The organism is Halorussus rarus (assembly GCF_003369835.1).
Classification (GTDB): domain Archaea; phylum Halobacteriota; class Halobacteria; order Halobacteriales; family Haladaptataceae; genus Halorussus; species Halorussus rarus.
Genome location: NZ_QPMJ01000002.1, coordinates 1145631 through 1170035, shown reverse-complemented (window position 1 = coordinate 1170035; position 24405 = coordinate 1145631). Strand labels below are relative to the sequence as shown.

The 24405-nt window shown below is 70.7% G+C and carries 30 protein-coding genes; 9 read left to right on the top strand and 21 right to left on the bottom strand.

All coding sequences use genetic code 11. The annotated features are described in order from the left end of the window. Positions 1-7 precede the first annotated feature (7 nt). From DVR07_RS14145 to DVR07_RS14135, 3 genes are all read right to left on the bottom strand, one after another. Positions 8-970 (bottom strand): DUF5787 family protein, encoded by a 963-nt coding sequence (locus DVR07_RS14145; RefSeq protein ID WP_115797916.1) that lies wholly within the window; start codon positions 968-970, stop codon positions 8-10. Positions 971-1380: 410 nt separating this feature from the next. Further along, positions 1381-1677: a hypothetical protein gene (locus tag DVR07_RS21715; protein WP_162829575.1), complete on the bottom strand. Its 297-nt coding sequence runs from the start codon at positions 1675-1677 to the stop codon at positions 1381-1383. 87 nt (positions 1678-1764) lie between these two features. Continuing rightward, positions 1765-2046: a hypothetical protein gene (locus DVR07_RS14135; RefSeq protein WP_115797914.1), complete on the bottom strand. Its 282-nt coding sequence runs from the start codon at positions 2044-2046 to the stop codon at positions 1765-1767. Between the two features lie 317 nt (positions 2047-2363). Between DVR07_RS14135 and DVR07_RS22535 the strand changes: the two genes are divergently transcribed. After that, on the top strand, positions 2364-2489 hold the full coding sequence (locus tag DVR07_RS22535) for a hypothetical protein (RefSeq protein ID WP_255457550.1): 126 nt from the start codon (positions 2364-2366) through the stop codon (positions 2487-2489). On the opposite strand, the gene DVR07_RS14130 is transcribed toward DVR07_RS22535, so the two are convergent. Together DVR07_RS14130 and DVR07_RS22530 are read right to left on the bottom strand one after the other, a co-directional pair. Beyond that, entirely contained in the window at positions 2486-2980 is a 495-nt protein-coding gene (locus tag DVR07_RS14130; RefSeq protein WP_115797913.1) for a DUF7384 family protein, read from the bottom strand. The two genes, DVR07_RS22535 and DVR07_RS14130, sit on opposite strands and share 4 nt — an antisense overlap. After that, positions 2973-3104, bottom strand: a complete 132-nt coding sequence (locus DVR07_RS22530) for a hypothetical protein (RefSeq protein ID WP_255457548.1) — start codon at positions 3102-3104, stop codon at positions 2973-2975. The genes DVR07_RS14130 and DVR07_RS22530 overlap by 8 nt, the downstream gene beginning before the upstream one ends. Before the next feature lie 153 nt (positions 3105-3257). Here DVR07_RS22530 and DVR07_RS14125 point away from each other — a divergent pair, with 153 nt between their 5' ends. Then, complete coding sequence (locus tag DVR07_RS14125) at positions 3258-3935, top strand: class I SAM-dependent methyltransferase (RefSeq protein ID WP_205410992.1); 678 nt, start codon at positions 3258-3260, stop codon at positions 3933-3935. A gap of 121 nt (positions 3936-4056) precedes the next feature. Here the strand turns inward: DVR07_RS14125 and gfo6 are convergent, their stop codons facing one another. The 6 genes from gfo6 to DVR07_RS14095 all read right to left on the bottom strand — a co-directional run bounded on the left by gfo6 (position 4057) and on the right by DVR07_RS14095 (position 11289). Continuing rightward, the gene (gene gfo6, locus DVR07_RS14120) at positions 4057-5127 is read right to left on the bottom strand and encodes a D-xylose 1-dehydrogenase Gfo6 (RefSeq protein WP_115797911.1); all 1071 of its coding nucleotides are present in this window, start codon (positions 5125-5127) and stop codon (positions 4057-4059) included. 63 nt (positions 5128-5190) lie between these two features. Then, the gene (gene rdfA, locus DVR07_RS14115) at positions 5191-5811 is read right to left on the bottom strand and encodes a rod-determining factor RdfA (protein WP_115797910.1); all 621 of its coding nucleotides are present in this window, start codon (positions 5809-5811) and stop codon (positions 5191-5193) included. Positions 5812-6019: 208 nt separating this feature from the next. After that, entirely contained in the window at positions 6020-7831 is a 1812-nt protein-coding gene (locus tag DVR07_RS14110) for an LEA type 2 family protein (protein ID WP_115797909.1), read from the bottom strand. 155 nt (positions 7832-7986) lie between these two features. Continuing rightward, the gene (locus tag DVR07_RS14105; protein WP_115797908.1) at positions 7987-9093 is read right to left on the bottom strand and encodes an ABC transporter ATP-binding protein; all 1107 of its coding nucleotides are present in this window, start codon (positions 9091-9093) and stop codon (positions 7987-7989) included. Beyond that, on the bottom strand, positions 9090-10196 hold the full coding sequence (locus tag DVR07_RS14100) for an ABC transporter permease (RefSeq protein WP_115797907.1): 1107 nt from the start codon (positions 10194-10196) through the stop codon (positions 9090-9092). The genes DVR07_RS14105 and DVR07_RS14100 overlap by 4 nt, the downstream gene beginning before the upstream one ends. Positions 10197-10200: 4 nt before the next feature. After that, positions 10201-11289, bottom strand: coding sequence for an extracellular solute-binding protein (locus tag DVR07_RS14095; protein ID WP_115797906.1), 1089 nt, complete (start codon positions 11287-11289; stop codon positions 10201-10203). 177 nt (positions 11290-11466) lie between these two features. On the opposite strand from DVR07_RS14095, the gene DVR07_RS14090 reads away from it, so the two are divergent. Beyond that, positions 11467-12666, top strand: a complete 1200-nt coding sequence (locus DVR07_RS14090) for a carboxylate--amine ligase (protein ID WP_115797905.1) — start codon at positions 11467-11469, stop codon at positions 12664-12666. Between the two features lie 400 nt (positions 12667-13066). On the opposite strand, the gene DVR07_RS14085 is transcribed toward DVR07_RS14090, so the two are convergent. The 3 genes from DVR07_RS14085 to DVR07_RS14075 all read right to left on the bottom strand — a co-directional run bounded on the left by DVR07_RS14085 (position 13067) and on the right by DVR07_RS14075 (position 15876). Beyond that, positions 13067-13933 carry a dihydrodipicolinate synthase family protein gene (locus DVR07_RS14085; protein WP_115797904.1) on the bottom strand — a complete coding sequence of 289 codons (867 nt, stop codon included), beginning with the start codon at positions 13931-13933 and terminating at the stop codon, positions 13067-13069. Positions 13934-14656: 723 nt separating this feature from the next. Continuing rightward, positions 14657-15331 (bottom strand): potassium channel family protein, encoded by a 675-nt coding sequence (locus DVR07_RS14080; RefSeq protein ID WP_115797903.1) that lies wholly within the window; start codon positions 15329-15331, stop codon positions 14657-14659. 167 nt (positions 15332-15498) lie between these two features. Continuing rightward, positions 15499-15876 carry a response regulator gene (locus DVR07_RS14075; protein ID WP_162829574.1) on the bottom strand — a complete coding sequence of 126 codons (378 nt, stop codon included), beginning with the start codon at positions 15874-15876 and terminating at the stop codon, positions 15499-15501. A 146-nt stretch (positions 15877-16022) separates the two neighbouring features. Between DVR07_RS14075 and DVR07_RS14070 the strand changes: the two genes are divergently transcribed. Together DVR07_RS14070 and DVR07_RS14065 are read left to right on the top strand one after the other, a co-directional pair. Continuing rightward, on the top strand, positions 16023-16400 hold the full coding sequence (locus tag DVR07_RS14070; RefSeq protein ID WP_115797901.1) for a winged helix-turn-helix domain-containing protein: 378 nt from the start codon (positions 16023-16025) through the stop codon (positions 16398-16400). 3 nt (positions 16401-16403) lie between these two features. Continuing rightward, positions 16404-16679 (top strand): DUF7521 family protein, encoded by a 276-nt coding sequence (locus DVR07_RS14065; RefSeq protein ID WP_115797900.1) that lies wholly within the window; start codon positions 16404-16406, stop codon positions 16677-16679. A 26-nt stretch (positions 16680-16705) separates the two neighbouring features. Here DVR07_RS14065 and DVR07_RS14060 read toward each other — a convergent pair whose 3' ends face one another. The 3 genes from DVR07_RS14060 to DVR07_RS14050 form a co-directional block, all read right to left on the bottom strand. After that, positions 16706-17479, bottom strand: a complete 774-nt coding sequence (locus DVR07_RS14060) for a creatininase family protein (RefSeq protein WP_115797899.1) — start codon at positions 17477-17479, stop codon at positions 16706-16708. Positions 17480-17604: 125 nt separating this feature from the next. Further along, entirely contained in the window at positions 17605-18177 is a 573-nt protein-coding gene (locus DVR07_RS14055) for a DoxX family protein (RefSeq protein WP_115797898.1), read from the bottom strand. A 90-nt stretch (positions 18178-18267) separates the two neighbouring features. Next, entirely contained in the window at positions 18268-18741 is a 474-nt protein-coding gene (locus DVR07_RS14050) for a universal stress protein (protein WP_115797897.1), read from the bottom strand. 218 nt (positions 18742-18959) lie between these two features. Here DVR07_RS14050 and DVR07_RS14045 point away from each other — a divergent pair, with 218 nt between their 5' ends. Together DVR07_RS14045 and DVR07_RS14040 are read left to right on the top strand one after the other, a co-directional pair. Beyond that, positions 18960-19394 carry a universal stress protein gene (locus DVR07_RS14045; protein ID WP_115797896.1) on the top strand — a complete coding sequence of 145 codons (435 nt, stop codon included), beginning with the start codon at positions 18960-18962 and terminating at the stop codon, positions 19392-19394. A gap of 137 nt (positions 19395-19531) precedes the next feature. Then, entirely contained in the window at positions 19532-19750 is a 219-nt protein-coding gene (locus tag DVR07_RS14040) for a DUF7511 domain-containing protein (RefSeq protein ID WP_115797895.1), read from the top strand. Between the two features lie 69 nt (positions 19751-19819). Here DVR07_RS14040 and DVR07_RS14035 read toward each other — a convergent pair whose 3' ends face one another. Next, positions 19820-20092: a DUF2249 domain-containing protein gene (locus tag DVR07_RS14035; RefSeq protein WP_115797894.1), complete on the bottom strand. Its 273-nt coding sequence runs from the start codon at positions 20090-20092 to the stop codon at positions 19820-19822. Positions 20093-20227: 135 nt separating this feature from the next. On the opposite strand from DVR07_RS14035, the gene DVR07_RS14030 reads away from it, so the two are divergent. After that, on the top strand, positions 20228-20851 hold the full coding sequence (locus DVR07_RS14030; RefSeq protein ID WP_115797893.1) for a helix-turn-helix domain-containing protein: 624 nt from the start codon (positions 20228-20230) through the stop codon (positions 20849-20851). 64 nt (positions 20852-20915) lie between these two features. After that, positions 20916-21464 carry a hypothetical protein gene (locus DVR07_RS21710; RefSeq protein WP_162829573.1) on the top strand — a complete coding sequence of 183 codons (549 nt, stop codon included), beginning with the start codon at positions 20916-20918 and terminating at the stop codon, positions 21462-21464. Between the two features lie 35 nt (positions 21465-21499). Here the strand turns inward: DVR07_RS21710 and hemG are convergent, their stop codons facing one another. The 3 genes from hemG to DVR07_RS14010 form a co-directional block, all read right to left on the bottom strand. Further along, positions 21500-22825 carry a protoporphyrinogen oxidase gene (gene hemG / locus DVR07_RS14020; RefSeq protein ID WP_115797892.1) on the bottom strand — a complete coding sequence of 442 codons (1326 nt, stop codon included), beginning with the start codon at positions 22823-22825 and terminating at the stop codon, positions 21500-21502. A gap of 75 nt (positions 22826-22900) precedes the next feature. Further along, the gene (locus tag DVR07_RS14015) at positions 22901-23242 is read right to left on the bottom strand and encodes a hypothetical protein (RefSeq protein WP_115797891.1); all 342 of its coding nucleotides are present in this window, start codon (positions 23240-23242) and stop codon (positions 22901-22903) included. A 16-nt stretch (positions 23243-23258) separates the two neighbouring features. Then, on the bottom strand, positions 23259-24404 hold the full coding sequence (locus tag DVR07_RS14010) for a radical SAM protein (RefSeq protein ID WP_115797890.1): 1146 nt from the start codon (positions 24402-24404) through the stop codon (positions 23259-23261). Position 24405 lies beyond the last annotated feature (1 nt).

Below are 24405 nucleotides of genomic sequence, written 5' to 3'. Positions count from 1 at the left end.
CGCATCCTTACCCGAACCGGTCGAGGCCGGCCTGGCGCCTGGCCTCGCCCTCCGGCTCGGCGACCCACGGCGTCCGGCCGTCCCGCGCCTCCGGTACGTCGAACTCGGGCGGGTCGGCGGGGTCGTGGCCCGGACAGTCCGGCCCGCAGTTCGCGGGGTCGACGACGCGGTCCTTCCAGGAGCAGTACGGGAGTCCGAGGCTCCCTTCGCGCTCGGCGACCTCGATTTCGCCGCAGGCCGGGAACGCGTCGGACCGCCATCCCTTCCCGTAGGCGCGCTCGGCGATCTTCCGGCGCCGGCGGGCCTTCTCTTCGGGCGTGACCGTCGCCACGTCCGTCCGGAGCGGATGCTCGTCGAGGAGTTCGACGCCCCAGCCGTCGCTCGGCAGGCGGTCGGCCGCCCGGACCACCTCGCGGTCGCCGGTCTCGGGGTCGAACCGCCAGACGCCGACCGCGTCGGGGATGCGGTTGAGGTGGGCGCCGGTCACGTAGCTCTCGGTCGCCAGCACCACCTCGTCGGCCAGCGCGAGCGCGGCGTCCTTCCGGAGCTGGAGCTGCAGGTCGCCGGGCTCGCCGAGGTCGGGCTTGTTCTCGATGGCGACCAGCCGGCCGAACCAGTCGTCGGGGTAGCGAGCGACCCGGCGGACGCCCCCGCCGACCGCGCGCTCGAAGAAGCCGATCTCGACCGCCGCCTCGGCGACGCGGCGGGCGCGCTCGGGCGGCGCGTCGACGGCCTCTCGGGGGTCGCTCGCCCGCCCGACGCCGACGTCGCTCTCGATGGCGGCGTCGGGGATCGTCGCGGGCGTCAGGTTCGCCCGGGCGTCGAACTCCGGGCCGGGCTCGACGCAGACCACGTCGAGGACGCGGTTGGCGGGCGCGCGGACGCCGCCGCCCAGCTGGCGGGCGACGACGACCTCCTCGGCGGCTTCGAGGTGCGCGCACAGCGCCAACTCGAAGGGGTACTCGCGCACGCCTCCCCCTCGGTGGCCCGGCACGAAAAATCCCTCTGGTCGCCCCCGTCGGAATGCCAGCCCTGACGTCGGCTGACGAATCCACCAGTGAACGCCTGGTGACACAGTTCGCCGGGAAGCAGCCGGTGGATCAGCCGACTGTCCGGGTGGACTGAAAGGGGCCGGTCGCTGCATTCCGCCCGGACGACGCAAGCACCGCAGGAGCGGAGTGACGAGGAGCGTGGTTCGAGAGAGCTTCGCTCTCTCGTCATCACGAAAGGCGCGAAGCGCCTTTCGAACGACAGCGAGACCCGGCGGATGCAGCGACCGGGGGCTTTCGGAAAAGAAACTGCCCTACCGCTATCGGCCAGTCTGGCGAGCTTGGGTCAGTAGGCGAGCTTGCCTTCCTGGCCCTCTAAAAAGAAGCGTCGCTAGTCGTCCGCCGGAATCGGCTCCTCCTCGCGCTCGCCGTCCTCGGTCCCGTCGCTCTCGGCCGGCTCCGTCTCGACCTCACTCTCGGTCGCAGTCTCGGGCACCGACGTCGATTCGGCCTCCGTCGCCGGCCGCTCGGGCGTCTCGCGGTTCGGCTCGGTCTCGTCGCGGGAGACCAGCTCCACGAGCCGGTCCTTGGTGCGTACCCAACCGGGCCTCCGCTCGCGCTCGTCCTCCTCGTCCGATTCGCTGGCTCTGCTGGACGTTCGTGACCAGTCGCCGCGCCTGTGACACATGCTATCTCCCCACGTGGCCATGCATCCCGCGTTCTGTTAACGATTTTCGACGTACGGCGATAGGTCGTCCGCGGAAAAGAAAACTACCTACTGGGTCCGTTCGATCACCGCGACCGCCGCGCGGACGACGGCCAGCGGGAGCGCGACGACCAGGGCGACGCCGACGGCCCAGCTCGCCAGCAGGACCGGAATCGTGACGGGGACGAAGGCCGCCGCGGCGGCGAACGCGCCGACCGCCAGCAGCGCCGAGGCCGCGAGCGCCAGCAGGGTGGCGACGGGGACCGCGGTGCGAGTGAATCCCGAGGCGATGCGCCCGCGCCGAGTCCGGACCGACGGAGCGGCCCGGCGGAGTCTCGTGTTCAGCTTCATCGGTCTGTCCTCGTCTGAACGTAGGGACCCCGACCCCTAAAGTGTAATCTGAACAATATTTCTGTAGCCGACGTTACTGGAATCCGATTCTGTGATTCAGATGTCACGTCCGGCCGGGGCTGTACGTTTCCCCGTCGTCCGAGATCACAATTCTCGCAGTCACCTACTGTCGTGCATGGCACCCAGTGACGGGGGCGAGCCGACGCCGGTGCGCTGCGAGGACCGCTGCGCGGGGTTCCTGGGGTGAATCCGAGTGGCCGCCACGCGACGCGGGCGAGAGCGAAAGAGTGACGCCCGAGGCCCGAACAGGCCTCGGCATGAACGACGCGAACACCGCGACCCGCGGACTCGGTCCGGCGGTCGGCTCGCTCGCGTTCGTCGCCGGCGCGGCCGTCGCCTTCGGCGCGTCGGCAGGAGTGCTCCTGCGCGCGCTGGAGGCCTAGGTCCGGGGGTCGCGGTCCGGCCCCGGGTAGTCGCCGCCCTCGACCGCCTCGTACAGGGACGCCGCGTCGAACAGCGCCGCGAACCCCTCGGGCGTCTTGACGCTCACGTTCAGCCGCGAGCCGAACGTTGCGCCCGCCTCCGCGCCGGTGAGGCCCTCGTCGTAGCTCAGGACGTGGGCGGCCCCTCCGCGGTACGCGCTCGCCAGCGCCGGGTGGTCGCCCTCGGGCTGGTCGACCGGAACACGCAGGTCCTCGATGCGCTCGCGCCAGGCCGCCGCGAGGTCGGCGTCCGCGAGGTCTCGGACCACGGCCTCGGCGTCGTCGAGCAGGGCGTCGCTGGCGACCAGTTCGACCCACGAGTGACGCCGGATCTCGTCCATCGCCTCGCGGGCCGCGTTCCCCGCATCGGCCGCGCCCGCGAGCAGGTCGGCGGCCAGCACGTCGGCGTCCGCGACGACCCGCTCCGGGTTCGTCTCGGGCGCCTCAGGCATCCTCGCCCTCCCGGTCGGCGTCGCCGTCGTTGCTGCCCGCTCGCCGTTCGGCGAGCGCGGCGCGTATCGTCTCCACGTCGGTCTCGTCCGTCTCGGCCCGCTCGAAGAGGTCGCCCCAGTCCATGTCGGAAGGTGGGCGTCGGGCGGTGAAAAGTCTGCTCGACTCTCTCCGGTCGTCGCCGAGCGCCGGACCGCAGTCCGCGGGTCGTCTCTCCTCCCACAAGCCTATGCCGGATCGGTGGCACGTACTCGGTACGAACACCGGAGCGATTCACTCGTGACCGACTCACCGGACGACGAGACCGCGAAGGACCTGGTCCGCCGGCACTGGAACGACCGCGCTGAGACGTTCGACGACGCGAGCCACCACGGCGTCCACACCGACGCCCAGCGCGAGCGCTGGCTGCGCGCGCTACGCGAGCATACCGGTGACGATTCCAGTCGGGTGCTCGACGTCGGGTGCGGGACCGGCGTCGTCTCGCTGCTGCTCGCCCGACTCGGCCACGACGTCGTCGGCGTCGATTTGGCGCCGGCGATGCTCGACCGCGCCCGGGCGAAGGCCCGGCGGGCCGACCGCGAAATCGCCTTCCTGCGCGGCGACGCGGAGGCGCTCGCGGTGCCGGACGACGCGTTCGGACTGGTCGCGGCCCGGCACCTCGTCTGGACGCTCCCGAACCCCGCGAAGGCGCTTCGCGAGTGGCGACGGATCGTCGAACCCGGCGGTCGCGTCCTCCTCGTCGAGGGGTACTGGGACCACGACGAGCCCTGGGACGAGTACGAGGAGATGCACGACGACCTGCCGCTGTACGACGGGCGACCGCCCGACGGACTGCGCGAGTTCCTCGTCCGGGAGGGGCTGCGGGAGGTGGAACACGAACCGCTGGCGGACCCGGTGCTGTGGGTGCGCGAACCCCGCCACGACTACTACCTCGTGACCGGAACCGTCCCGGAGTGACCCGTGGCCCGACCGCGGCGGAGCGGCCGACGCACCGCGGTCGATGCCCCGCGTCACGTCTCGCTACCTCGTATCTCGACCCGTTACCCACTCTTCCGACGACTCGACCGACCAGCCGAGGCTACTCCGACACCTCGACCGTCTCGCCGGTCTCGGCCGCCTCGTGGATCGCCCGGATGGTCCGCATGTCGACCAGCCCGTGCTCGCCGTCGGCGTACACGTCCGTCCCGCTCAGCACGCGGTCGGCGAAGTAGTCGAACTCCACCTCCATCTGGTCGACCTGCTCGGCGTCGACCTCGACGGTCGTCCCGTCAGTCTCGACAGTCAGCCCGGTCTCCATGTGGAACGCGGGTTCGAGCTCGATCCGGCCCTCGGTCCCGACGATCTCGAGGCGGGTGTGGTCGTGGGCGTTCTGGCTCGACGTGCACGAGGCGAACGTTCCGTCGTCGAACTCGACGGTGAACGACGCGAGTTCGTCGGGCACCTCGTCGAACGCCTCGTGGTCCGACCGCATCATCGACTGGACCGCCACCGGGTCGGCGTCGATGACGAACCGGGCCGTGTTCAGCGGGTAGATGCCCAGGTCCATCACGGACGCGCCGTAGCCGGCCAGGTCGGGGTTCAGCCGCCACTGGTCGGGGTCCTCGATCATCTCGAGCAGCGGCTGGGAGTTCTCGCCGTGGACGAGCCGGGGCTCGCCGACGACTCCGTCCCGGACGAGTTGGCGCGCCCGCCGCACCGTCGGCTCGATGTGCATCCGGTAGGCGACCATCAGCGTCACGCCGGCCTCGTCGCAGGCCGCGACCAGGTCCTCGGCGCGCTCGACCGTCGCCTCCATCGGCTTCTCGCAGAGCACGTCCTTGCCGTGGTCGGCGGCGGCCTCGGCGTACTCGAGGTGGGTCGCGTTCGGCGTGCAGACGTACGCAGCGTCGTAGGCGTCGGTCGCCTCGCCGTCGACGAACTCCTCGTAGGTCAGTCCGCGCTCGACCGTGTCGTACTCCTCGCGGACGCGCTCGACCTTCTCGCTCGAACTGCTCACGACCGCGGTGGTCTCGCACAGGTCGCTCGACTCGACGGCCGGCAGCACGAACTCCCGAGTCCACCAGCCCACGCCGACGAGTGCGAACCGGAGCGTGCCGTCCGTGGTGGTCTGCCAATCCCGCGGATTCCAGTCGAGCAACGACTGCGTCATTCTGTTCCTTTGGTCCCCGACCGACGGCTTAAAGCCGTCGTCACGCCGTGTCGGGGTCGAACGTCAGTCGCACTGGCAGCCGCCGTCGTCGACGAGTTCGCCGATCGTGTACTGCGTGTGGCAGTCGGTGCACGTGATCCGGACGTCGACGAAGACGTTGAAGTCGCCGATGGACAGCGCGCCCGCGTTCCGGAGCGACTCGACGGACGTCCGCGTGACGGCCTGGACGCGGTTGCGCAGCTGCTCGACGGTCCGGCGGGCCTTCTCGGTCTTGCTCTCGGGCTCGTCGGGCTCGCGCTCGACCTCCCGGTACTTGGTGAGGTAGGTGTGGATTGCCTGGTGGGAGACGAAGTCCCGCGTGAGCCCGTCCGGGTCGATGCCCCCGCGCTCGAGTCGGCGCTCGGTCTGGACGCGCATCCCGCCGGTGACGTCGTCGTCGGTCAGCAGCTCGTAGAAGTTCTCGACCTCGCCGTCGAGGACCTCCATGTCGGCCTCGGCCATCGCCGACTGGAGGACCCGCTCGTTGAAGTAGTCGGCCAGCTCCCGGAGGCTCCGGCGCTCGTCGCACTCGCCGGTCCAGTACCGCTCGAGCTCCTCGCCCAGCCCGTCGAGCTCCCGGTCGGCGATCACCCGCCCGACCTTGCTCCGCCGGTGCGAGCCCGCCGACTCCGATTCGTCGGTCATCCTGGTGATTCGTAGTCGTAAGCCGTTGAAAACAGTTTTGTCTGGGGGGATTCCGCCGCCAGACGCCACGCTCCAATGTGGTCGCCCGACCGCCGCGGGCTACGAATCGTCGTCGCGGGCGTCGGTCATGTCGCGGCCGTGTGCCGGCCGGCTGAAAGCGGTACCGGTGGTGTGTCACCAGATAACGAGAGGCGGAGAGAAGAGTCGCCTACTGGCCGCCGAAGGCGTTCGTCTCGATGGTGTCGGTGTAGCTCATCGAGTCGAGCGCGATCCGCTTCTGCTGGCCGCGGTACTCGACGACGGCGTAGTAGGAGACGTCGAGTTCGGACTGTTCACCGCGCTCGAGGTGGCTGACCCACCACTCGGGAATCCGGTCGTTGTCCAGGTAGCCCGTGGTCTCGATGTCCTGGGTCGTCCCGCCGGGGATCGTCGTGCCGACCCGGCTCTCGTTGTCCGCCAGCACCACGTCGTTGGCCGTGATCTCGTAGCCGAACTTCACGACGGTCAGCGGCCGGGACCGCTCGTTGGTGACCTTACCGGCGATGACCATCGGCGACCGGGCCAGCGTGGCGTCTCCCCAGGTGGCGTTCACGTCGTGGAGCCTGGCGACCGTCCGGCCCCGGACCGTGACCGCCTCGTCGCCCGACGCGAACCCGCCGAGCATGTCGGTCTCGAACGTCCGGTTCTCCGCGGGGAGCCCGACCGGCAGTCGGGCGAAGCCCAGGTCGGCGACCGCCCGGCTCTCGGTGGTCAGCGCGGTGCGCTCGCCGTTCTCGACGTGGCTCACCCACCACCGCTTGATGGTCCGGTCGCCGACGTTCCCGCCGAACTCCAGTTCGGTCCGGCCGGGCGCGAGCGTCGCCTCGGTGCCGTCCTCGACCAGCGTCACGTCGTTGAGCGCCACCCGGTACTCGGCGTCGAGCGCGACGTCCGACAGCGTCGAGTTCGCGCCGTTGGGGTTGTCCACGACCACGGTGTTCGAGAACCGGGTGCCCGCGTCGGTCGCCGACCAGTCGCGCTCGACCGACGCGACGGTCGGGGGCGCGAAGTCGAAGCCCTCGCCGGCGTCGACCGCGCGCGTGCTCGGCTTTCCGCCGCCGAGCACGTCGGTCTCGAAGACGACCTGCTTGCTCATGAACGACAGCGGAACGCGCCGGGTCTCCTCGCCGGTCTCGTCGACCGCGTACACCGACACGTCGAGCGTCGTCGTCTCGTCGTTCCGGAGGTGGCTGACCCACCACTCGTCGAGCTTCCGGTTGTCGAGCGTCGCGTTCACGTCGATGGTGTCGGTCGCGTTCGCCGGGATCTCGACGCCGCCTTCGGCTGTTCCCTCGGCGACGGTCACGTCGTTCATCGACACCTCGTAGCCGAGCTTCGAGAACGTGACCGGCGCGCCGTTGGGGTTCCGGACGGTGGCGGCGAACCGGAGCGGGGTCCGGTTCTCGGTCGCCGTCCCCCAGGAGGCGTCGGTGCCCGCGACCGTCAGCAGCGTCCGGCCGCCCACCTCGACCGACTGGGCGGCGTCGCTGTCGAACGACGAGAGCATGTCTGTCTCGAACGTCCGGTCGTAGGCGGGCAGGTCCCGCGAGAGGAACGCCGCCGACACCGACGGCCGGACCGAGAGCGTCGTCTCCTCGCCGTTGTTGATGTGGCTGGCCCACCACGCCGGTATCTTCCCGTTGTCGATGTGGGTCCGGAGCGCCAGTTCGTTCCGGCCGGGCGACAGCGAGAGGCCGCTCGAGCCCTTGGCGACCGTCACGTCGTTCATCGCCACGTCGTACTTCACCTTCGCCACGCCCGGGACGCCGACGCCGTTGGGGTTGTTCACGACGAGGCGGGTCTCGATACCCGTCCGCTCGGCCGTGACCTCGCCCCACTCGTTGTCGACCGATTCGACCGTCGGCGACTCGAGGCTCACGACCCCCGTCGAGAGGGCCGCGCCGACCCCGACCGCCGAGACGACCAGTCCGACCGCCAGGACGGCCGCCACCTTCCCGAGCGTCCCGCCGACGATGCTCACCGTACCACCCCGTTCCGCTGTTCGCGTGCCATGGGAGGTGGTTTCGAACCTGTCCCTAAGTAATTTTCTCGCCGACGGGACGACAGAATGATCAATGCTACTGACCTTTCAGTTATCTCGCACGGAGCGTCGGCGGGGACGGCTCGACAGTCGGATCACTCCGAGAGCACGGTCAGTCGGTTTCGGGGGAGCGCGACCCCGACCTGCGAGCCCTCGGCGATCCGGGAGTCCTCCGCGGCCGAGGGGTCGGCGGTCGGCGCCGCGTTCGCGGGCGGCGCGTCGGCGTAGGCGTCGAGTCGCTGGCCCGCCACGTCGAGCGCGACCCGGCTCCGGCCGTCCTCGCGGACGACCCGGGTCACCGGCGCCGCGAAGTCCGGATCCGCGGGGTCGAGCGCCACGTGCTCGGGCCGGACGGCGAGGTGGGTGGCCGGCCCGCCCGGGGTCCCGCCATCGTCGGCCGTGGCCGTTTCGTCCCCGGTCCCACCGGGCTCGTCTCGGGGGTCTGCCTCGCGAGTCCCGTCGAGTTCGAGGCGACCGCCGGGCACCGCGAGCGCGCCGTCGTCGAGTTCGAGGCAGTTCGCGCCCGTGAACCGGGCGACGAACGGCGAGTCGGGGCGCTCGAAGACGGCCTCGGGCGTGCCGGTCTGCACGATCTCGCCGCCGCGGATGACCGCCACCCGGTCGGCGACGGCCCGGGCGGTCGTCCGGTTGTGGGTGACGTACACCGCGGTCTGGTCGGCCAGCACGTCGGCCAGCACCTCCCGCAGCGTCTGGCGGGTCGGCACGTCGAGCGCCGAGAGGGGTTCGTCGAGCAGGAAGGCGTCGGGCCGGACCGCGAGCGCGCGGGCGAGCGCGACCCGCTGGGACTCCCCGCCAGAGAGGGTCGGCGGGTAGCGGTCGGCGAGGTCGGCCACGCCGAACTCCGCCAGCAGGTCGTCGGGGTCGCGCGCGTCGTGGTACTTCCGGCCGAAGGCGACGTTCCGCCGGACCGTCATGTGGGGGAACAGCGCGTAGTCCTGGAAGACGAAGCCGAGTCCTCGGTCCTCGGGCGGCGCGTCGGTCAGGTCCCGGCCGTCGAGCGCGATCCGGCCCTCGTGGTCGTGGAAGCCCGCGACGGTCTCCAGCAGCAGGCTCTTGCCCGACCCGCTGGGGCCGAGCACGACCAGGGTCTCGCCGTCGTCGACCGAGAGGTCCGCGGTCACCTCGAACCGGTCGGCGCCCGCGGCGGTGAAGGCGGCGCTGACGGAAACGTCCAGAGTCACGGCCAGCCCCCCTCGTCGTACGCGACGGTCCGGACCAGCAGGAAGATGAGCGCCGACAGCGCCAGCAGCAGGACGGCGACCGCGCCCGACCGGTCCAGCCCCGACGACAGGTACGTGTTGTAGATGAAGACGGGGGCGTGCTGGGCCGTGATCTCCCCTTTCGGAGGGTAGAAGAACTCGACGCTGTAGGCCACGATGGCGACCGCGCCGAACTCCGAGACCGCCCGGGCCCACGCCAGCACGCCGCCGGTCAGCACGCCCCGCCAGGCCAGCGGCGCGGTCACCCGCCGGAACGTCTCGAACCGGTTCGCGCCCAGTGTGCGGGCGGCCCACTCGACCCGGGTCGGCACCGACTCGAACGCCTCCCGGGCCGCGTTGACGGCGAACGGCGCCGAGACGAACGTCATCGCCAGCACCATCCCGAGCATGGTCTGGAGGACCGCGAACTCGAACGTGAAGTCGATGATCGGAATCGTGAACTCCACGCCCCCGAACGCGCCGCCCTCCCCGAAGCCGAAGAGGATGGCGAGGCCGGCGACGCTGTGGGGGACCACCAGCGGGAGGTCGACGAGGCTCTCGACAAGCTGCTGCCCCGGGAAGCCGCGGGCGAGGACGAGCGCCAGCGGGACGCCGAGCGCGACGCTTGCGCCGGCGGCCAGCAGGGGCGCGTACACCGAGAGGTACAGCGCCTGCTGGACTCCGGGATCGGCGGCCATCTCGGCGACGAGCGCGGGGTCCTGCCGGGCGACCAGCATCAGCAGCGGCAGGCCGAGCGCCACGAGCAGTGTGGTGCCGAGCGTCGCCGCGAGGACGCCGAAGGCGCCCCGCCGGCGGTAGGCCGCGACGGCGCCCGCCGAGAAGACCGCGAAGCCGGCGTACGCACCCGGATAGCCGGCGCGGAACGCGACCGCGAACGCGACCAGTTGGACGACGAGGACCGCGAGGACGGCGGTGCCGGTGCCGACCCGTGACGCGAGGCGGCGCTCGTCGGCCGGGGTCCGGGCCGAGGCGGTCGAGCCGTCCGCCTGTCGGCCGGCGGCGTCGCCCCGCCGGCCGGTCTCGCCCCGTGCGGTCTCGCGTCCCGACTCGGTGTCAGTGCTCACGGGCTCAGAGTTGGAGGGGACCCACTGAAGTCTTTGCCTCCGCGTGCTCGGCCACCCGGTCGGGCACGTCGCCGTCCTCCGTGACGACCGCGGGCGTCTTCGGGATGAGCCCCTTGCTCTTCAGGATCTTCCGACCCGGCTCGGTGATCATGTACTGGACCCACTGGGCGCCCCGGACCGGGGCCTCGGCCACGCTCGGCACCGTGATGCCGTAGGCGATGGGCGCGCCGACGTAGGTGTTGCCGCCCGCCTCCACCTCGGCCTTCGCGTAGTGCTGGGCGTACGTCTCGTTCAGCTTCGAGAGGTCGACGTGGGGCTGGAGGTCGACGTACGGCAGCCCCGACTGGGAGGCGATCGACCGGTAGTAGAGCGCGTAGTCGAGCTTGCCGGACTTGAGCTGGCCCTCCAGTTTGGTCTCGGTCCCGGTCGGCACGGTCATGTTGTCCCGGATCTTCTCGAACGTCTGCTCGTCGTAGAGCCGCTCGCCCTCGAACTGCTCCTTGCCGAGCTGCATCGCCATCACGGCGCGGTAGCCGCCGGGGTCGATGGCGGGGTCGCTGTGGCCGACCGTCACGTCGTCGCGGGAGAGCACCTCCCACCAGTTGTCCGGGCCGATCTCGTCGGCGCCGGGCGAGTCATCGCGGTACTGCAGCGACATCGCGTTGGTCGCGAAGACGGCGTACCAGCTGCCGTAGTCGGGTACGACCATGTCTCTGATGAGCCGGAAGTCCGAGACGCCCAGCACGTCGGCGCTCCGGCCCTGGGCGGTGATCTTCTTGGTGGAGCCCACCGACCCCTTGGCCTCGCGATTGACCGTCACGCCGTACTTCTCCTCGACCTTCGGCTCGGCCGCACTGAACGGCGGCGCGAGGCTGCCGGCGTGGAAGACGGTCATCGAGTCCGACGAGGGAGTCGGCGTGTCGTCGGCTCCCTCGGTGGTCGTGGTTCCGTCGCCCCCGGTCGTCGTCTCCCCGTCGTCGGTCGTGGTTCCCTGGCCGTCGGTCGACTGCCCGCCGACACACCCCGCGAGTCCCGCCACTCCGAGCCCGCCTGTCACCTTCAGCAGGTCCCTGCGCGAGCGTTGTTCCCTCATGGATACAACCACCGTTCTACCCCGTAGGACATAACGGTTTTGCTCGTCCGAACAGTCCCCGGCCGCCGCGAGGACGCGGCCGTAAACTGCCCTTACGACCCGAAGGAACGTCCTACGCGCACCTCCGCCGACGTTTGCCGGTCAATACTAAACACCGTCAGTGGCCAACGTCCGGACATGTCTCCGGCTGACGACGATTCCCCGTCGGTCCTCGTACCCACAGGCGTCGCGCCCTACAGCTACCCCTGCCTGCGGTCGCTGGGCCGGCGCGGAGTCCGCACCGTCGCGGCCTCCGAGCGCGACCACGTCCCGGTGTTCGCCTCGCGGTTCTGCGACGAGACCGCCGCGCTGCCGGCGCCGGACGAGAACCTGGTGGCGTACAAGGACGCGCTGCTCGACCTCGCCGCCCGCGAGGACGTGAAGACCGTGATACCGATTCGGGAGTACGACGTCTACGTGCTCTCGAAGTACCGCGAGGAGTTCACGGAGCACGTCGCCGTGGAGGTCCCCCCTATCGACGCGCTGGAGCGGGTCCACGACCGGGTGAAACTCGCCGAAGCGGCCGAGGCGGCAGGGGTGCCGGTCCCCGACACCCGCCGGTTCGACGCGGTCGACGACTGGGACGGCGAGCACGTCGTCAAGTCCCGGTACAATCTGCTGGCCGACGCGTACGTCGACACCCACGGGCCGACCGAGGCCGAGGAGGTCAACAGCGTCACCCACGTCCGGCCCGGCGAGGTCCCGGACCGCGAGGAGGTGTTAGACGAGATGCGCCACGCGCCCATCGTCCAGGAGTACGTCCCGTCGAGCGACGAGTACATGTTCGCGGGGCTGTACGACGAGGGCGAACCGGTCGCCACCTTCCAGCACCGCCAGATCCGGGGCAACTCCTACACCGGCGGCGGCGGGGTCTACCGCGAGTCGACGTACGACCCGGAACTCGAACGAGTGGCCCGCGACCTGCTCGCAGAACTCGACTGGCACGGGCTGGCCTGCATCGAGTACATGGAGCACGCCGAGACCGGCGAGTACTACCTGACCGAGATCAACCCCCGGATGTGGCAGTCGCTGCCCTCGACGGTCCGGGCGGGCGCGGACTTCCCCCACTACTACTGGCTCCAGTCGCGGGGCCGGGCCGACCAGGTCGACCCCGACTTCGACCTCGGGGTCGGGAGCCACCTGCTGTACGGCGAACTCGGCTACGTCGCCAGCGTGCTCCGCGACGAGTCGCCGTTCGTCGAGCGCCCGACGCTCCGGGAGACCGCCTGGGAGATCGGCGAGTCGATGGCCCGCCAGCCCCGGTTCGACTTCCTCCGGCTCGACGACCCCCGGCCGTTCGTCCACGGGGTGCTCCAGACGCTGTCGAAGAGCGATTGAGTGGGTGGCGGAGGGAAGGCGCCCGAAAACTCGGAATTGTTCGATTCTGAAAGCCGTCGCGCGTTCTTCTCTGCGGTCGACAGAACGGGACGTTCGCGGTCTCGAAAGCCCCCGCCCGGTCGCCACCGGAAGACGTTCCTGCTCGCCTTCGGCTGCGCGGGCATGCGACTTCCGAGGTCTCGTTTGCTTCGCTCACGAGACGGTCGCTCTGGGGATATCCTCGGCTCGCTTCGCTCGCCTCGGATAGTGGCCCCCAGAGGCGACTAAAATGGACGCGACCGGGCGGCCCCTTTCAGTCCACCCGGACCGGTGGTCGTGTCGCCGGTCGAACTCCGGTGGTCTGGGTTACCAAGATATCGCTATCCTTCCTGCAAACATCCCCAAGAAGTCGGCTATCGGCCTACGGCGTCGCGTCCTCGACCAGGTCAGCGACCTTCGCGCGCACGTCCTCGGAGACCTCCCGGTGCGGGCTGCGGGGGTATCCCGCGGGGGCGTCGCGCTCGGCCATCGCGGCCTTCAGCCCCGGCACGCCGTGCTCGGCGGTCACCGCGTGGTTGAGCTCGACCAGCTCGGCGTTGAGCTGGCGGGCCGCGGCGTCGTCGCCGCCCTGGTGGAGCTTGTAGATCTCGCTGGCGCGCTCGGGGGCGACGTTCGCCAGCGCCAGGACGCCGCCGTCGGCGCCCGCGGCCAGCGCGTGGGCGTAGACGCCGCCGCTGCCCACGAACAGGTCGAACTCCTCGTCGGCGGTCCGGCGGCGCTCGCGCTGGAAGGTACTGATGTCGCCGCTCGAGTCCTTCATCCCCGCGACGTTGTCGTGGGCGGCGAGCCGGCCGACCAGGTCGGGCGAGAGCTTGACGTCGGTGTAGGCCGGCACGCTGTAGAGGTAGATCGGGATTTGGCTCTCGTCGGCCACCTCCAGGTAGTACTCCTCTATGGCCTCCTCGCCGTGGCCGTAGTAGAACGGCGTCACCACCAGCGCGGCGTCTGCGCCCGCCTCCGCGGCGAGTTCGGTCTGGCGGAGCGTCTCGGACAGCCCGGGGTGACCCGTCCCCGCGAGCACCGGGAGGTCGGTCTCGTCGGCGACGACGTCGACGACGCGGGCGCGCTCCTCGACGCCCATCAGTTCGGCCTCGCTGTTCGACCCGCAGGGCACCACGAAGTCCACGCCGCGGTCCTCGACCCACGCGACCAGGTCGCGGAGGCGGTCGGCGTCGAGCGTCCCGTCCTCGTCGAATGGCGTCACGAGCGGCACGCCGGTTCCGTTCATACCAGACGAATCGGCCCGCCCGCCCTTGAAGGTAGGCGAGTCGGCAAGTGCGACGGGGCTGGCCAGCGACCGGCTTCCCGGCCTCGAGTCGCAAGCGGGCGTCGCGGTCGCGCCCCGTGGCCGACGCCGTCCGTCTGACGCACCTTTAAGTAAATGCCGTTCAGACCCCCGACTGGGCGCGCATCGACGGCCTCTCTCCCCCATCCTCCCCATCGCGCGCCCGGCACACCACCACACCCTCTCCCACTCCCCCTTTCGGTGTGCTCCGCCGCGTCCGATCCGTCCCGTAATTCTCGCTACTCGTCGATACTGTCCGGTAACCACCGCTTACGCCCGGCGTAGGCGCCGTTTGACGGCGGCTGCCGGCGCGCAGCCCTCCCGTACGGCCGGGACAGACGCCACATAACAAAGTCCGAATCGGCCCAACCAACGAGTGCGCCCGACGGCTCGGGCGCGAAGCGTGCAGCAGTCTCCCGGTCGGCATCCCGACGACGCCGGAGGCTCTGGCGGCGAGTTGGCTTCTCGCCACAGTGTCACCAATCCTCCCACGAAAGTTCTCGTCTCGGGGTGCCCACCACTGACCCCGCGCTACCCGCTGCCCTCCTCGGTCGATTTCTTCGCGTAGCCCGCCGACCCGGCTCGGTACGTTCTGCTGTCAGTCAGTCAGTCAGTCCCCGACAGTCCACGCCGTGTCGGTCGCTCGGCCGGGCCGGCCGACCGCCCTCAGTCGGCGGGCTCGGCCGCCTCGCCCTGGAGCCGCCGGCGCACCTCCGCCAGCGCCGACTGGTCGGCGATGACCGCGACCTGGTCGTCGCCCTCGATGGTCGCGTTCGGGAGCGGGATGGTCATGTGCTCGCGCGCCCGGCCGTGGGCGTAGATGCGGGCGTCCTCGGGGAGTTCGACCGAGCTGACCTGCTGGCCCACGACCGGCGAGTCGTCGGGCACGACCACGGTGGTCAGCTGGAGCTGCTCGGTCAGGTCGGCGATGACGTTGAAGTCGCCGCCGAGCAGCGCGGTCTTCGCGCCCGCCGCGCCGAGCCGCTCCGGGTAGACCACCTCGTCGACGTCGTCGGCGAACTTGTGGTAGATGTCCTCGCGGTAGTCCTCGTCGATGCGCAGCACGGTCCGACAGCCGAAGTGCTTGCCGATCATGCACGCCGCGAAGTTGACGTTGAGGTCGCCGGTCAGCCCGCCGACGGCGTCGGCGGTCTCGGGGTCGGTCTGTTCGAGCACCTCCTCGCTGGCGCCGTCGCCCTCCACGACCATGAACTCCTCTTCCCGGGCGCGGTCGGCCTTGTCGGGGTCGTCGTCGACCACGGTCACCTCGTGGCCCTCCTCCTGGAGGATGCGGGCGGTGCGGAGCCCGACGCGGCCCGCACCCACGATAACGAGTCTCATGGTGGGACGTACTGCGACCGGGACCAAAAGGCTTCGCGTCGTTCCGGTCGCTCCCGGCGGGCGCTCCGAGGGGAAGTCGCGGTTCACGGAAGCGCCGACTCGCCGAGGCGGAGCCCCTGAGGGGTCCCGCGGTCGCGGTGCCGTCGCCGCCCCGCCCGACGCCGCGGTCAGATCGAGGCGTTCAGGTCGAGCAGGTCGGCCACCGTCTCGCGGATGACGTCCGTCCCGGCGAGCGGCTTGGTGAGGTAGGTGTCGCACTCGAAGTCCGGGGGTCGTTCGTCCGCCGAGACGACCGCGACCCGACAGTCGCAGTCGCTCGCCCGGATCTCGTCGAGGATGTCGTCGCCCGAGGCGTCCGGCAGGCGTCGGTCCAGCAGCACCGCGTCGACCCCCTCGTGGAACGACTCACGGGCCTCCTCGCCGGTGTAAGCGGTGACGACGTCGTACTCGTCGGGGAGGGCGCGGGCGAAGCCGTCCGCCAGCGGGCGGTTGTCGTCGACGATCAGTACGGTCGGCGTCTCGGTCATGGGGAGTTCGATAGGCACCAACGTCTCCTCGTCTTGGAGAACGCAGCGAAGCTATATCCGTGGGGAGGTTCGTTGCAGACCGTTGCAGTCAGTTTCGCGGGCCCGCGGCGGTCCCGGCGCGGAAGTCGAACCGCTTATGTCCGTCTCGGGAGGAGTCAAATTAGATGGTCCGCGACCCGTTCGCGGCGGAGGACGCTCCCGACCTCCAACCCGTCCTCGACGCCCTGGACGACCCCGACTGCCGGCGCATCGTCCGCCAACTCGACGAACCCATGACAGCAAGCGAGATTTCCACCCAGTGTGACATCCCGACCTCGACGACGTACCGGAAGCTCGAGCGACTCACCGACGCTTCGATTCTCTCGGAGAAGACCGCCATCCGGACCGACGGGCACCACACCTCCGAGTACACGGTGGCGTTCGAGGAGGTGTCGGTGTTCCTGGACGAGGGCCGGCAGTTCGAGGTGTCGATATCCCGACCGACCCGGTCGGCCGACGAGCAGCTCGCGGGCCTCTGGGCCGAGGTCCGCAAGGAGACCTGACCGATGGTGCACGTCACCTCGACCGTCGTCGCGCTCAAGACGGTGACGCTGGTGCTGGGCGGGCTCATCACCTACTTCGCGTTCAAGGCCTATCGCCGGACCGGGGCCAGAGCGCTCCGGGCGCTGGCGCTGGGCTTCGGCACCGTCACGCTCGGGTCGCTGCTCGCTGGCCTCGTCGACCGGCTGCTCGTCACCGCCGGCGAGGTCGCGCTCGTCGTCGAGAGCGCGCTGACCGCGGTCGGGTTCGCCATCATCCTCTACTCGCTGTACGCCGAGTGAGGACGCGGACGCGCTCCGACCGGGGCTCAGACCACGTCGCGGGCCGCCTCGATGCGTTCGACGTACGCGTCGGTTATCTTCTCCAAGATGGTCTCGCCGGCTTCCGCGGTCGCCTCTCGCGGGTCGCCGAGGACGCCGTTCTCCGTGATAGCCGCGAATCCCTCGCTGAGCAGCCGTGCGGTCGACACCTCGCCCTCCTGGCCGACCTCGAGGCGGTCGGTCCGGACCAGTCCCTCGGCGACCGCGAGCACTACGGCGGTCTCGACCGCGCCGGCGTGGACCACCGGCTCCTCGTACTCGACGCCCGCCTCCCGCAACCCCTCGTTCTGCAGTTCCATCAGCTCCTCCAGGTCGGTCAGTGCGACGACGTTCGCGTCGATCTCGCGGGCGATCTCGGGGACGACGGTGTCGACCGGCGCGAAGTTCCCGCCGTGGGTCGGCACGAGCACGAGGTGCTGGAAGCCGTGGTCGCCCAGCGACCGGCAGTACGACCGGACCAGGTCCATCAGTGTCTCGGGCGGCACCGTGATGGTTCCCGGGAATTCCATGTGGTGGCCCGAACAGCCCGGCCGAATCGTCGGCGCGGCCAGCGCGTCTCCGAGCTTCTCGGCGATGCGGCGCGCGAGCTCGTCGCCTGCGAGCGCGTCCATGACGAGCGGGAGATGGGGACCGTGCTGTTCGACCGAGCCGACGGCGACGACCGCCGTCTCGGTGCCGGCGTCCAGCGCCGCCTCGACCTCTTCCCACGTGCACTCGGCCAACTCGACCGGGGCCTCGCGGCTCACTACCGGTTCCGTCATACGTTATCCGACCGGCGCGGTCCGAATAAACCTGTTCCCGATACGACTCGTTCGGCGGTCGAGCCGGCTCGGTTCGTGGCGCGTTCGGTCGAGCAGAAGAGCCGTCCGTCGGGCGAAAAAGCGGCTCACCCGAGGACGTACCGGAGCCGCGGGTAGCGCTCGACCAGCGCCTCGCCGTCGAGCCGGTACCGCTCGATGAGGGCGTCGAGGCCGAGGATGCGGCCCGCGCCGAACGCCGCGACCGCGAGGAACACCAGCATGTACGCGAAGTCGCCGTTGACCAGGCCGTGCTCGACGCTCCAGTTCCCGAAGTAGAACAGGAGCATCATGAGCGCGCCGAAGAACGCCGCCAGGCGGGTCACCGCGCCCACGAGCAGCCCCAGCCCGATGAGGAACTCGCCCCACGGGACCGCGACGTTGACGAACTCCACGAACCACGGGGTCGTCCCCATCCAGTGGAACAGCCCGGACAGCGGGCTGGCGGCGGTCACGTTGGTGAGGTAGCCCGCTGCCCCGAACGGCTCGGCGGCCGTGAGCTTGCTCCACCCGGAGTGGAGGAACGCGTAGCCCATCATGAGCCGGAGCGCGACCACGAACCACGCGCTGAGGCTGTGGGCCTTCCCCCGGACGGTGATTCCGGCGACGTCGCTCTCGAAGACGTTCGCCTCGGTGCCGAAGTCGGATGATCTGGTGGCCATCGGATGTCCCTCCTACAGGAGAACCTTGGGCACCCGAGCCGGTATAAGGGGACACCGATTCCCACGGGCTGAAAATCGGCGTCGGTCGCGCTACCGGCTCCGGGCGTCGTCCCCGACCGCGTCGGTCGGGACGGCCCGGCGGACGATGAGCACGTCGAACGCCTCGTCGGCGGCGACCGAACTGCCGACGCTGCGGATCGACGCGACCAGGTGGCCGGCGTTGTCGCTCCCGACCACGACCAGCGAGGCGTCCTCGGCCCGCGCGAGCCGACGCAGTTCGGCGGCGATGGTGCCCGAGGGGGCGTACCGGCCGACGGTCTCGTGCCGGAAGTCCGCCTGCGGCGCGAGGTCGGCGACTCGCTCGCGGATCCGCCCCACGACCGTCGGCGCGTGGAACTCCCCGTCGGGTCCCAGCCAGTCGCGCTCGCGGGCGTACTCCGCGTTGTTCTCCGGCACGACGGTGACCGCGAGGACGCCCTCGCCGAACGCCTCCCCGAGGTCGGTCGCCCGGACGAGCGCGACCGCCGAGAGCTCGGACCCGTCGAACGGAACGACGATTGTCATGTCCGTTAATTGGTAACGGGCGTATTTAGTAATGATTTATACCATCGTACACGGGCGAGCAGTTTATTCTGCGCCGGAGGCTCCTGGCGGCCGGGCCTCCTCGACCGGACCGTCTCGCGCGGCCGCGTCGCCCGGAATCGGTCGACGACGGGGCCGGTTTTCAGCGGATGGGAACCACGGGTACATATATAGCTCCCCGGCGCCGACTACCGGACGTAATGTACGATACGGTGCTGCTTCCGACCGACGGGAGCGACGCGATGCAGACTGTGGTCGAACACGCCCGCGACGTGGCCGAGCGCCGCGGCGCCGACGTCCACGTCCTCTACGTCGTGGACGACCGGGCGTTCCTGACGCTCGACGACGACCGCGTCCCGAACGTGACCGACCGCCTCCGCGAGCAGGGCGAGCGCGCGACCGACGAGACCGCGAGCGCGTTCGACGCCGGCCTCGACGTCACCACCGAGATCCGGGAGGGCAACCCCGCCGACGAGATCCTGGCGGTCGCCGACGAGCGCGACGTCGACCTCGTCGTGATGGGGACCCACGGTTCGGACCCGACCCGCAACCTGCTCGGCAGCGTCTCCCAGAAGGTCGTCACCCTCTCGTCGGCGCCCGTGCTGACGGTGAACATCGCCGACGCGGACGACTGATCCGGCGGCCGCCGCGAGCACCGCACCCGCGACCGCCCACGTACGGCACCGGAGTGACTGCCCGGAACTGACCCGGACGACCGCGCCGCGAACCGCCCCGGACGACTCCCCGACGACCGGCGTCGAACCCCTTCACCATGACGAACACCGCGCCCACCGACACCGACGACGAATCGCCGCCGACCGCCCCGACGCTGCCCGACCGCGCCGGCGAACTAATCGCAATCGTGGTCGAGCGCGAGGCCGGGCCCGACGAGTGCACGCTCTATCCTCGCGGCGCGTCGGACGAGGCGCTCGTCACCGAGTGGATCACCGCCGAGACGGAGTCGTACGTCGCCCTCCGCGAGATGCGGTGACCGGTCCCGAGAGCTGCGTGACCGCGCCAGGCTCTCGCCCCGGGCCGACCCGCCGACTCCCCGTTCACCTCACCCCTCCGTCCAGATGGCCGTCAGCGTGACGTCCCCGTCCGTCACGGTCTCGAACGCGTACCCCCTGTCGGAGAGCTTCGGGTAGAGGTGCTGGGGCGCCCGGTCGTTGACCTGCACCAGGACCGCCTCGTCGGCGAGGTCCGGCAGCGTCTCGAGGGTCTCGGTCAGCGGCTTCGGCGGGCCGAGCTCCCGCACGTCCAGCACCTCGGTCGTCCGGTCGCCCGGGGCGTCGGTGCGCTCGACCGCGCGCTCCGCGTAGTCGGTCTGCATGGTCGGAACGAGGAGGGCAGCCGCCACGGAGGTTGTCCCGAACAGGTTCGCCCGTCGTCCGAGCGTCGTGCGAGCACTCACCGAACATGTTCGGGAAGACTTATGGGTTGGTGCGACCAGACGATTCACCTAGAGATGCCCACCGCGAAGCTCCACATCACGCTCCCCGAGGGAATCTGGATATCCGAGGTGTCGACCGCACACCCCGACGCCGAGTTCCGGGTGCTGGCGGCGTTCCCGGCCGAGGAGACCGGCGTCGGCCTGCTGGAAGTCACGTCGTCGGACCTGCCGGCGGTCGTCGGCGCGATGGACGACCGCGAGGACATCGTGCGGCTCGACCTCCAGCAGGCCTCCGAGGAGAGCGCGCTGGTCGAGTTCGAGACCACCGCGCCGCTGCTGCTGTTCTCGGTTCAGGAGTCGGGACTGCCGCTCGAACTCCCGTTCACCATCGTCGACGGCGTCGCGGAGGTCGAACTCACCGCCTCGCGCGACCGGCTCTCGGCGTTCACCGCCCAGCTGGAGGCGTTCGGCATGTCGTTCGACGTCGAGTACGTCCGGGAGCTGGTCAACTCCGAGAGCCTGCTGACCGACCGCCAGCGCGAACTGCTCAACGCCGCGGTCGATGAGGGGTACTACGACACCCCGCGGGAGTGCTCGCTGACCGAACTCGCCGAGGAGGCCGGCGTGGCGAAGTCGACCGCGAGCGAGACGCTCCACCGCGTCGAGGAGAAGATCGTCAAGGAGTACGTCGAGGGGTAGGTCCGGCCGACGGCTCGGCCTCTCACATTTATTACGGACGGTCGAGACTCCCAACTACACCGCGATGAACGTGCTGCCCTGGCTTCTCGACTGGCCGCCGCGCCCCGCCACCGTCGTCGCCTTCCTCCTCCTGACGGCGTTCAGCGCCGGGACCCTGGCGCTGTTCGGCGGCGTCACGGACGAGATGACCGGGGAGAACGTCACGGTCGAGGCGGTCGACCTCACCGTTCGGCTCAACGACGACGGGACCATTCCGGACGTCGGCAACGGCACCGTGCAGACCTGTCTCGCGAGCGGGACGCCCGGCGACCGCATCAGCGTGCTCGGCGACGTCACGGTCGCGGTCCCGGTCGAGGGGTACGAGGACGCCGTCGACGACCGGCGTCTGCGGGTCGTCGTCCGTCTCGCGCCCACCGGGGAGACCGTCGTGAAATCCGTCGAGCACACGGGACGAACGACCCACGACGTGTTTCGAGTGCTCGAGGACGACGAGACGCTCTCGGTCGGCGACGCCGCGAGGGTCGACGTCCGGGTTCGCACCGACGAGTCGGTACTCGCCGACGCGACCCGGGAAGTCACCGTCGAGAACGGCTCGCGGTCGTACGACTGCTGATCGCCCCGCGTCCGGGACCGGGTTCGGATTGCGACTCAAACCGCCGCTCTCGACGCCGCGGCGCGCTCGTCTCCGCGTTCGGCCAGCTCCTCGGCCATCCGCTTCGCCTCCCGAACTCTGCCCGGAATCCCGGCCCGCGCGGTGTAGTTCGTGGCGAGCCGAATCCCCTCGGGCGTCGACACCCGGTCGAGCGCCGCCCAACTGCGGTCGTAGGCCGGCATCCCCCGCCGGAGCCGGTGGACGGACAACGGACGTGCGGACGCTCCCGTAATCTCCTCGAACTCCGCCGCTGCCACCGATGCCAGTCGGTCGTCGCTCCGCTCGACCAGGCCGGGGTTCCGCGACCCGCCGAGGTAGCAGGTGTAGACGCCGTCGCGGTCGAGCATGCTGGCGTTCCACGTCGCGCCGAGCGTGTAGAAGTCCTCGTCGTACTGGACCTGGTAGCCCGCGCCGGTCAGGTCGGCGTCCGAGTGGAGGTGGACGACCGCCTGCGGGTTGTAGTTGAGCTCCCGGAGCGCGTCGGCCGACTCGGGCGCGAGGCCGGCGAGCAGGTCGGCGGTCACGTCCGCCGGCGTGGTCACGACGAGGTCGTCGACGGCGGTCTCCCCGTCCGGCGTTTCGAGGACGAATTGCGAATCCTCTCCCGGACGGTCACCGCCTGTTTCGTCGCGCCGGATCTCCCGGATCGGCGTTCCGAGCCGGACCGTCTCCGCGTGGGCCGCGGCCAGCGCCTCGGGGAGCCGCTGGAGCCCATCGTCGAACGAGACGATGGGCGGGGCCTCCCGGCCGGCCAGCACCTTCCGGGCGACCGACGTCAGCACGCTCCCTTCGATGCCCGCCCCGTCGAGCGCCTTCGCCAGCGAGCGTTCGACCGGCATCTCGTCGGGATGCGAGCCGTAGATGCCGCCGTACAGCGGGCCGAAGTAGTAGCGCGCCACCTCCGACCCGAACTTCCGGGTCAGGAACGCCTCGACGGTCTCCCCGTGGCGGGCCGGCCCGGTCAGGGGTTCGGCCAGCGCCCGGAGCTTCCCCCGCCACGAGAGCAGGTCGGTCGTCACCGCCTCGCGCGGGGTCTGTGGCACCCGCCGGAGCTTCCCGTGGTGGTAGACGTACAGCGGCGGGTCCGCCGCCTCCCGGAGCTCCGAGCCGAGCCCGACCGCCTCGACCAGCTTCCGGATGGACGGCGTCAGGCGAGTGCGCTGCGGGCCGAAGTCCAGCACCCGGCCCTCGACCGTCCGGCTCCGGATCACGCCGCCGGGCTCGTCGCCGGCCTCGAAGACGACGCTCTCGACGCCCGCCTCGCGGAGGTAGTGGTGTGTCGACAGTCCCGTGATGCCGCCGCCGACGATGCCGACGCTCATGGTTCGACCTTCGAAGCCCGCATCGTTACCCCTCCTCCCGAACGCGTTCGGCTCGCCGGCGAGGCGCCAACCCCCTCACTCCGACAGCAGCGCGAGCACCGCTTCGGCGTCCACCTCGTCGCCGGTCAGCCGGGACGCCCACTGCTCGACCAGCGCGTCGGTGATGTTTGCCGCGAGGGCGGCGAGAGCCTGGCGCTCGGCGGCCGTCACCTCGCCGTCGGCCGCCAGCCGGTTCACGGCGGTGTCGAGTTCTCGGCGGCGGACGCGCTCGGCACGGTCGCGGAGGCGGTCGGCCGCCGCCGCTTCGGAGTCGGAATCGGGGTCGGCGGCGCCTCGCTGCAGTGGCCGGGTCGCCTCGTCGTCACCTGGGCCGCCGCCATCGCCCGCGTCGACCGCTTCGGCGTTCGCGGCGTTCATGGTCGGGACACGGGGCTCACGGCGATTCGGCGACCCGGTTCGGGTCGGCGTCGTTCGGTCCCGCGTCGCCGCCTCGCCCGGCGTCGTCCCACGGGAGCGGACCGTCGTAGCCCTCGGGGACGAACGAGCAGAGCGGGTCGGCTTCGAGCGGGTCGCCGGTCGTGGCGTAGGCCCGCGACCGGCTGCCGCCGCAGACGTTCCGGTAGGGGCAGGCCCCGCACTTCCCGCGGAGCGCGTCCCCGTCTCGCAGCTTCTCGAAGAGCTCCGCGTTCCGGTAGATGTCGACGACGCTCCGGTCCCGGACGTTGCCCGCCGACTCGGGCAGGAACCCCGATGGGTACACCTCGCCGACGTGGCTCACGAAGGCGAAGCCGTCGCCCGCGGTGATGCCCATCTGGCGGTCGGGCGGGGCCTCGGTCCGCTGGACCGCGACCCGGCGGTAGTGGGGCGCCTCGGTCGTCTTGACGCCGAAGGGCCACTCGCCGCGTCGGTCGACCAGCCACTCCATCACGCGCTCGGCCCGGTCGGGCGAAATCGGGTCGAGCGCCGCGCCCCGGCCGACCGGCACGAGGAAGAAGACGCTCCACAGCACCGCGCCGATGTCGGCCACCAGGTCGGCGATGTCGGGCAGGTCCGCGATGGTCTGGCGGCAGACGGTGGTGTTGACCTGCAGTGGCAGCCCGGCGTCGGCGGCCTGCGCGGCCGACACCGTCTCCCGGAAGCTCCCCTCCTCGCCCCGGAAGGCGTCGTGGCGCTCCGGGGTCGCGCCGTCGATGCTGACCGCCATCCGGCGCAGGCCCGCGTCCGCCAGGTCGCCGACCGCCTCCCGGGTGAGCGAGGCGGTCCCGCTGGGGGTCATCGTGACGTGGAGGCCGACGTCGGTGCCGTACTCCACCAGCTCGACCGCGTCGCCGCGCTTGAGGGGGTCGCCGCCCGAGAACACCACCAGCTGGTTCTCGCCGAACTCGGCGGTCCGGTCGAGCAGCGTCTTCGCTTCGGCGGTGGTGAGCTCGTCGGGGTGGCGGTCGGGCTGGGCGTCGGCCCGGCAGTGCTCGCAGGTCAGCTCGCAGGCCCGCGTCAGCTCCCAGATGAGCACGAAGGGCCGCTCGTCGGTGTCGACCCGGCGGGGCGGGCCACCCGAGCGACTCGCTGGCTTGGACATC

Excerpts from the sequence above, each read along its gene's own strand:
- DVR07_RS21715 (WP_162829575.1), bottom strand. The coding sequence starts at position 1,677 with ATGTGTCACAGGCGCGGCGACTGGTCACGAACGTCCAGCAGAGCCAGC.
- DVR07_RS14135 (WP_115797914.1), bottom strand. The coding sequence starts at position 2,046 with ATGAAGCTGAACACGAGACTCCGCCGGGCCGCTCCGTCGGTCCGGACT.
- DVR07_RS22535 (WP_255457550.1), top strand. The coding sequence starts at position 2,364 with ATGAACGACGCGAACACCGCGACCCGCGGACTCGGTCCGGCGGTCGGC.
- DVR07_RS14130 (WP_115797913.1), bottom strand. The coding sequence starts at position 2,980 with ATGCCTGAGGCGCCCGAGACGAACCCGGAGCGGGTCGTCGCGGACGCC.
- DVR07_RS22530 (WP_255457548.1), bottom strand. The coding sequence starts at position 3,104 with ATGGACTGGGGCGACCTCTTCGAGCGGGCCGAGACGGACGAGACCGAC.
- gfo6 (WP_115797911.1), bottom strand. The coding sequence starts at position 5,127 with ATGACGCAGTCGTTGCTCGACTGGAATCCGCGGGATTGGCAGACCACC.
- rdfA (WP_115797910.1), bottom strand. The coding sequence starts at position 5,811 with ATGACCGACGAATCGGAGTCGGCGGGCTCGCACCGGCGGAGCAAGGTC.
- DVR07_RS14095 (WP_115797906.1), bottom strand. The coding sequence starts at position 11,289 with ATGAGGGAACAACGCTCGCGCAGGGACCTGCTGAAGGTGACAGGCGGG.
- DVR07_RS14090 (WP_115797905.1), top strand. The coding sequence starts at position 11,467 with ATGTCTCCGGCTGACGACGATTCCCCGTCGGTCCTCGTACCCACAGGC.
- DVR07_RS14085 (WP_115797904.1), bottom strand. The coding sequence starts at position 13,933 with ATGAACGGAACCGGCGTGCCGCTCGTGACGCCATTCGACGAGGACGGG.
- DVR07_RS14080 (WP_115797903.1), bottom strand. The coding sequence starts at position 15,331 with ATGAGACTCGTTATCGTGGGTGCGGGCCGCGTCGGGCTCCGCACCGCC.
- DVR07_RS14070 (WP_115797901.1), top strand. The coding sequence starts at position 16,023 with ATGGTCCGCGACCCGTTCGCGGCGGAGGACGCTCCCGACCTCCAACCC.
- DVR07_RS14065 (WP_115797900.1), top strand. The coding sequence starts at position 16,404 with ATGGTGCACGTCACCTCGACCGTCGTCGCGCTCAAGACGGTGACGCTG.
- DVR07_RS14060 (WP_115797899.1), bottom strand. The coding sequence starts at position 17,479 with ATGACGGAACCGGTAGTGAGCCGCGAGGCCCCGGTCGAGTTGGCCGAG.
- DVR07_RS14055 (WP_115797898.1), bottom strand. The coding sequence starts at position 18,177 with ATGGCCACCAGATCATCCGACTTCGGCACCGAGGCGAACGTCTTCGAG.
- DVR07_RS14050 (WP_115797897.1), bottom strand. The coding sequence starts at position 18,741 with ATGACAATCGTCGTTCCGTTCGACGGGTCCGAGCTCTCGGCGGTCGCG.
- DVR07_RS14045 (WP_115797896.1), top strand. The coding sequence starts at position 18,960 with ATGTACGATACGGTGCTGCTTCCGACCGACGGGAGCGACGCGATGCAG.
- DVR07_RS14040 (WP_115797895.1), top strand. The coding sequence starts at position 19,532 with ATGACGAACACCGCGCCCACCGACACCGACGACGAATCGCCGCCGACC.
- DVR07_RS14035 (WP_115797894.1), bottom strand. The coding sequence starts at position 20,092 with ATGCAGACCGACTACGCGGAGCGCGCGGTCGAGCGCACCGACGCCCCG.
- DVR07_RS14030 (WP_115797893.1), top strand. The coding sequence starts at position 20,228 with ATGCCCACCGCGAAGCTCCACATCACGCTCCCCGAGGGAATCTGGATA.
- DVR07_RS21710 (WP_162829573.1), top strand. The coding sequence starts at position 20,916 with ATGAACGTGCTGCCCTGGCTTCTCGACTGGCCGCCGCGCCCCGCCACC.
- hemG (WP_115797892.1), bottom strand. The coding sequence starts at position 22,825 with ATGAGCGTCGGCATCGTCGGCGGCGGCATCACGGGACTGTCGACACAC.
- DVR07_RS14015 (WP_115797891.1), bottom strand. The coding sequence starts at position 23,242 with ATGAACGCCGCGAACGCCGAAGCGGTCGACGCGGGCGATGGCGGCGGC.
- DVR07_RS14010 (WP_115797890.1), bottom strand. The coding sequence starts at position 24,404 with ATGTCCAAGCCAGCGAGTCGCTCGGGTGGCCCGCCCCGCCGGGTCGAC.